Source organism: Vibrio sp. 1751, assembly GCF_033339895.1.
GTDB classification, from domain to species: domain Bacteria; phylum Pseudomonadota; class Gammaproteobacteria; order Enterobacterales; family Vibrionaceae; genus Vibrio; species Vibrio alginolyticus.
On the sequence record NZ_JAWOVM010000138.1, the window covers coordinates 1 to 6,815 of the forward strand.

Here is a 6,815-nt window from a genome sequence, read left to right on the forward strand (position 1 = left end):
GGAAGTTTGTCATGTTTTGGTTTCAAACACTTGAAGCTGATGTGGATTCAAGATAAATATGACGCTGAAATTATTGCAGTAGTAGGAAAGTCTAGCTCTTGAGGCGCAGGGAGTGTGCTTCAACAGTTTTAGTTACTACGAGATAAATATGCACCATTTTGGGCGGAAAATATCCTCTTTCACTCCGTTTGAACTGGACAGTAGACAAGGAGCAAGTTGTATATGCTGTCGTACTTTTTACGCCGTTTGGCGTTGGTTATCCCAACGTTTCTCGGGATAACTATTCTCATCTTTGCTATCACTCGTTTCGTGCCTGGCGGACCTGTTGAACGCATGTTGTCACAAATGCAGTCCCAGGGGGACGGCGCCGCATCAATGACGTCTGCGGGTGGTAATACGGCCCTTTCTGACGATCAAATCGCGGAGCTGAATGCGTTTTATGGCCTGGATAAACCAGTAACGGAAGCGTACGTCGAGTGGTTAAGTCGTTTGGTAATGCTAGATCTTGGCGAGTCGACGCGTTACTACGAGCCTGTCTCGGACATGATCGCAGAGCGTTTGCCAGTGTCGTTGTTTTATGGCGGCATGACCTTCTTTATTAGTTATTTTATCTCGATTCCTCTTGGTTACTATAAGGCACTCAAGCACGGTTCTGTGTTTGATTCCGCTTCTTCAGTACTCATTTTCGTAGGCTACGCGCTACCAGGTTATGTGGTGGGTGTATTGCTGATCACGTTATTTAGTTATCACTTGGAATGGTTTCCGATGGGAGGCTTTGTCGGCGATGACTTCGACGATTACGAAACCTTCTTTGAACGCGCTAAAGACATTATGTGGCATGCGGTGTTGCCTTTGATCTGTTACCTCATTGGTGATTTTGCCACGCTGACGATGACAATGAAAAATAACCTGATGGAAAACCTTTCCTCAGATTACATCCGCACCGCAATTGCGAAAGGATTACCTTTCAAAAAAGCAGTTCGTAAGCACGCGTTGCGTAACAGCTTAATTCCAATCGCGAGTCACTTTGGTAACTCTTTGTTGTTCTTCATGACCGGTGCTTTCCTGATTGAAGTTATCTTCAATATTGATGGCATTGGCTTATTGGGTTACGAATCAATCATGGAGCGTGATTACCCTGTTGTTATGGGTATTGTCGCCATTAATGCGTTGTTACTTCTCATTGGTAACATCATTTCAGATATTTGTGTTGCTTTAGTCGACCCACGTGTGAAGTTTGGAGCGTAACATGATTAAAGTTAGTCCATTAACTCAAAAGAAAATTCGTCACTTTAAAGAGATCAAACGAGGCTATTGGTCGTTTGTTGCTCTTTCTATCATGTTGATCCTTTCTCTATTCGCCGAACTTTTGATCAACAGTAAAGCGCTAGTCGTCAAGTACGATGGTAGCTACTATTTTCCTGTTGTCAGTGACGTACGTTTAGGTAGCGAATTCGGCCAAGAGTCATCCAGTGAAGCCGATTATCGTGTACTGCAAAAAGCGTTTGAGGCTGAAGGGGGCGACAACTTTGTTATTTTGCCGCTTGTGCCGTGGAACCCATACGAACAAGATTTTAGTGGTGATTTCCCGCCAACAGCACCTAGTGCCGAAAATAAGCATTATTTAGGTACAGATGTGATAGGTCGCGATATTTTGGCGCGACTCGTCTACGGATTCAGAACGGCGATGGGATTTGCGTTGCTTACGATGGCCATTTCCTACGCGATCGGTACTGCAGTCGGTTGTGCTATGGGTTTTTGGGGCGGTAAATTTGACTTGTTTGTACAGCGACTTATCGAAATCTGGTCAATGGTCCCGTTTTTGTACGTCATTATGATTCTTGTCTCAATCGTTCAGCCGACGTTTGCTCTCTTTGTCGCTATTAACGTGCTTTTCACTTGGATGGGTATGACATGGTACATGCGGACCATGACCTATAAAGAAGCGGCACGAGAATATGTAATGGCGGCTCGTGCTTTAGGGGCATCGACCGGACGTATCTTGTTTAATCACATCTTGCCAAATACGATGGTGATGATTGTAACCCTAGCGCCTTTCACTATTGCAGCTAACATCACAGCACTGACTGCTCTCGATTACCTAGGATTAGGCTTGATGCCACCAACGCCAAGTTGGGGTGAACTACTGCAACAAGGTAAGTCAAACTTAGATTCGCCATGGATTGTTGCGTCAGTAGTGACTTCTATAGTTCTGGTTCTGGTAATGGTGACCTTTATTGGTGAAGCCATTCGAGCGGCTTTCGACCCGAAAAAATTCACACGCTATGTTTAAGCGAGCATTGTGAGCAAAACATAAAAAGGGAAGTTTTATGAAGAAATTATTTTTAGCGTCCACGCTGAGCGCCCTGAGTTTTGGTGCAATGTCAGCAACGCTTCCGACAGACTTAAACTGGCAAACAAACTGGGATGAGCCTCAATATGGTTCGCCAGAAGCGAAACGTGGAGGGACTTATCGCACCTTTATGTCAAGTTTCCCGCAGACGTTACGTAGTGTTGGCCCAGATGCTAATGCAGGGCTACGTTCTTTTATCTTAGATGAAACACCAGGCTTGGTGGTCCGCCACCCAGATACTTTAGAGTTTATCCCTGAGCTTGCTAACGAGTGGGCGTTAGCAGGTGACAACAAAACGGTCTATTTTAAACTCAACCTTGAAGCCAAATGGTCGGACGGCAAACCTGTGACTGCCGACGATTTCGTGTTCATGCTGAAGTTTTATCGTTCCAAGGACATCTTGGAACCTTGGTACAACGATTACTACAACAAAACGATTGCGGATGTTATCAAGTACGACACTCATACGTTTGCTGTTAAGGCGGCGAAAGAGTTCAATCCGGAAGAGTTGCTGTTACGAATGGGGGCTCTGCGCCCACGCCCCGCACATTTTTATGCTAACCCTTCAAAAGATGAAAATGGTGACGGTATACATGACAACTTTGTCCGCTACTACAATTTTAAAAGTGAACCAACGACCAGTGCATACTACCTAGATGACATTAAAAAAGGTAAAAGTGTTACCTTCAAACATGTCGGTGAAGACTGGTGGGGTTACAGCAATAAGTATTATCAACATCGTTATAATGTCGACAAAATCCGCATCACAGTGATTCGCGACAGTGATATCGCGATGAAGCACTTTGAGAAAGGGAAGCTGGACGCATTTGGTCTTGTTTTACCAAGCTTATGGCATGATAAATCGAATACGGAACCTTACCAAAAGGGATACATTCAAAAGTTCTGGGGTTACAACCAATTTCCAGTTGGGGCTGGTGGTGTATGGATGAACACCGCGATGCCTTTGCTGGATGATTTAAACATTCGCAAGGGCATTACTTACGCGATTGACTTTGATGGCATGATAGAGAATGTCATGCGTGGCGACTACTCCCGTAAACCGAACCCGACCGGTTATGGTCATGGTAAATACACCCTACCAGATGCTAAGGCACCGAAGTTTGATCCCGCAAAAGCGGCCGAGGCATTCGAAGCCGCAGGTTTTAACAAAATTGGTTCTGATGGTATTCGTGTTAATGATAAAGGTGAGCGCTTAAGCTTCGAGCTGACCTACGGAACACCTGTTCATACTCCTCGTATTGCATTTTTGCGTGAGCAAGCCAAGCTAGCAGGGCTGGATATTGAGCTCAAGTTAGTTGATGGCTCATCTATGTTCAAATACGTACGTGAGAAAAAGCACGATTTGGCTTTCTTAGATATGGGTACGTCTGAGATCCCAACGTATTGGGAGTACTTCCATTCAGTCAATGCGAACAAGCCGCAAACTAACTCTTTCACAAACTACAGCACGCCTGAACTGGATGAAAAGATCATCGAGTATCGTTTTGGCATGGATATGGATAAAAAGATCCAGCTAGGTCATGAGATTCAGCGTGACATCATTGATGCTCACGTTATCGTCCCAGGCTACATGGTTCCTTATGTCCGCTATGGTCACTGGCGCTGGTTAAAGTTTCCAGATAAGCCAATGAATCGCATGACAGAGGCGCTGTTCAGTGGTGCAATCATAGGCGATGGCACTTACTGGATTGATAGTGATATCAAAAAAGAAACGAAACAAGCGATGAACTCAGACAAAGCTTTTGAACCTGTCGTTGTCGTAGATGACACTTATAAGCTGTAAGGATTGGTTATGGAAAACGATGTAATCCTAAGTGTTAAAGATCTCGAAGTTGAATTTACCACCGATGATGGGCCAGTGAAGGTTCTGCATGGTGTGAACTTTGATGTGAGAGCTGGACGTACACTCGGTCTGGTGGGAGAGTCAGGTAGTGGTAAGAGCGTAACCTCAATGTCGATCATGGGGCTATTACCTAAGCCATATGGCAACATTATCAAAGGTGAAGTGAATTATCGCGGCACCAACCTAGTTGATTTGCCTGCGGAAGAGATGTACGCCATGCGTGGCGATCGCATTTCGATCATCTTCCAAGACCCGATGACGGCGCTCAACCCAGTGCACACCATTGGTCGTCAAATATGTGAAGTGCTTGAGCTCCATCGACCTGAGCTCGACAAAAAGGAGCGGGAGGCGTACTCGATTGAAATGCTGGCAAAAGTAAAAATTCCAATGCCAGAGAAGCGATTGAATGAGTATCCCCATAACCTATCTGGTGGTATGCGCCAGCGTGTCATGATCGCGACGGCATTGGCCTGTAAGCCGGATATTCTGATTTGTGATGAACCGACTACAGCGTTGGATGTTACGGTTCAGGCGTCTATCCTTGAACTGATGAACGAGCTTCAGGAAGAAACGGGCATGGCGATGATCTTCATCACTCACGATCTCGGGGTTGTGGCAGAAGTGTGTGATGATGTTGCCGTGATGTATGGCGGGCGTATTGTCGAAAAAGCAGAAATTTTTGAGTTGTTTGATAACCCACAGCACCCATATACAGAGCGTTTGATGGGGTTGATGCCGAGCTTAGATAATGAGCCAAAGCAGATGATCGATATCAAGCCTATTGATGCCAGTATGTTTGCCAGTTAACTGAGCAAAGTGAACCAGTCATAAAAGAGGATGTTATGGCAAAAGAAGTATTAAGAATTGAAAATCTTAAGCAGCACTTTGTTTCTGGTAAAGGGCTGTTCAAGAAAGGCTACACCATCAAAGCGGTAGACGGAGTTTCACTGTCTGTTTCTGAAGGTGAAACACTGGGGCTAGTTGGTGAGTCAGGTTGTGGTAAAAGCACCCTTGGTCGCACGATCTTAAAGTTATACGAGCCAACAGAAGGTAAGATTTTCTTTGAAGGTAAAGACATCACTAAACTGTCTGTTAAAGAGATGCGCTCGCTGCGTAAAGACATGCAAATCGTCTTTCAAGACCCAATGGAGTCACTCAATCAGCGTCATACCATCGGTATGATTCTGGAAGAACCGTTTGTTATTCATAAAATTGGCACGCCAACAGAGCGTAAACAATGGGTAAAAGAGCTTTTAATCAAAGTGGGATTACCAGAAACGGCAGTAAACCGTTATCCACATGAATTTTCAGGCGGACAACGGCAGCGTATCGGTATTGCTCGCGCGATTGCATTGAAGCCTAAACTACTGATTTGTGATGAATCGGTATCTGCGTTAGATGTGTCGGTACAGGCGCAAATCTTGAACCTATTGCTACAACTGCAACAAGAAATGAACTTGGCGATCATATTTATCTCTCACGATCTCTCTGTGGTGAAACATGTCTCTGACAAAGTTGCCGTGATGTATTTTGGCAAAGTGGTAGAAGCAGGCAGCGCTAAAGAAATTTATGCAAACCCGCAAAACGAATACACCAAAAAACTCCTATCTGCGATTCCGATCACTCACCCTAAATATCGGAAGAAAAAGCGCGTAGCTGAAAAAAAGCAGCAAGTGGCGTAAGTGATGCCACAGGTCCTATAACACAAAAGCGCTCCGACAAATAAGCGGAGCGTTTTTATAAGCAAATGCCAGGACTTGGAGTCGATTCGCACTGATGTTTATTCTGATTGATTGAAGATCGTTGCATGCTAAACTCAAGGCCTATTTTCTTTGTTTGGATAATGGACCATGCCGTCGAATTTACCGAAATCCTTTAGTCGACCTTTCCTGAAAATCTTCCATATTTTGGAGGCGGTGTTATTAGTCTCTATTACCTTGGCGACGTTGTACGCCATGATGCAAGAGTTTGTGCACGTATTTGTAGAGAAGCGTGTCTTACTCACGGATATTCTGTTGATGTTTATCTATCTGGAAGTGCTCGCCATGGTGCAGCAGTTCGTGATGAACGGTAAAATTCCGGTACGCTATCCTATCTACATCGCGATGATGGCCATCGCCCGCTACATCACACTCGGAATGAAAGAGCTGGATGCAGTTTTGGTTGTGTGGTTATCTCTGGCTGCGTTTATTTTGGCTGCGGCTACTTTGCTGATCAGAATTGGGCACCATTATTGGCCCTACGTTGATAACGGTACCTTGGAAAAAGACGAATAAAAGAAAACCCCGTATTAGCGGGGCTTTTTTGTTTCAATACTCGATGACTTTTAGATCATTCAATGTTTTGGATCTGAATGTTGATTGTCAGGATAAAGTTTTTAATTAACAATGCCTTAAATTATGGCATGTGATTGGGTTCTGATTTGTGTCATCGGTTTTGTCATCATCCAAACAAGGGCTAACTGCCTTACGGAAGGTGCATCTTAAAAAAATGGAATGCATTACGAACCACTCTTGAACAATTGTATGGATAATAAGTACTCCAATCGGGTAAGGTGAGACCCAGACTTTAGCTGCAACTAAAGTTCTTCTATCTGGT

Annotated in this window: 6 protein-coding genes; all 6 read left to right on the top strand. The window is 44.5% G+C overall.

Translation table 11 applies throughout. The annotated features are described in order from the left end of the window. Window positions 1-222: 222 nt before the first annotated feature. Complete coding sequence (locus tag R7041_RS22110) at window positions 223-1,248, top strand: ABC transporter permease subunit (protein ID WP_005384771.1); 1,026 nt, start codon at window positions 223-225, stop codon at window positions 1,246-1,248. A 1-nt stretch (window position 1,249) separates the two neighbouring features. Beyond that, a complete protein-coding gene (locus R7041_RS22115; RefSeq protein ID WP_005379369.1) occupies window positions 1,250-2,293 on the top strand; it encodes an ABC transporter permease in 1,044 nt (347 codons plus the stop codon). Between the two features lie 37 nt (window positions 2,294-2,330). Then, entirely contained in the window at window positions 2,331-4,157 is a 1,827-nt protein-coding gene (locus tag R7041_RS22120; protein WP_318114852.1) for an extracellular solute-binding protein, read from the top strand. A 9-nt stretch (window positions 4,158-4,166) separates the two neighbouring features. Then, entirely contained in the window at window positions 4,167-5,024 is an 858-nt protein-coding gene (locus R7041_RS22125) for an ABC transporter ATP-binding protein (protein WP_206949352.1), read from the top strand. A gap of 35 nt (window positions 5,025-5,059) precedes the next feature. Next, window positions 5,060-5,899, top strand: coding sequence for an ABC transporter ATP-binding protein (locus R7041_RS22130; protein WP_005379372.1), 840 nt, complete (start codon window positions 5,060-5,062; stop codon window positions 5,897-5,899). Between the two features lie 168 nt (window positions 5,900-6,067). Then, complete coding sequence (locus tag R7041_RS22135; RefSeq protein ID WP_206949351.1) at window positions 6,068-6,493, top strand: phosphate-starvation-inducible protein PsiE; 426 nt, start codon at window positions 6,068-6,070, stop codon at window positions 6,491-6,493. The last annotated feature ends 322 nt before the right edge of the window (window positions 6,494-6,815 follow it).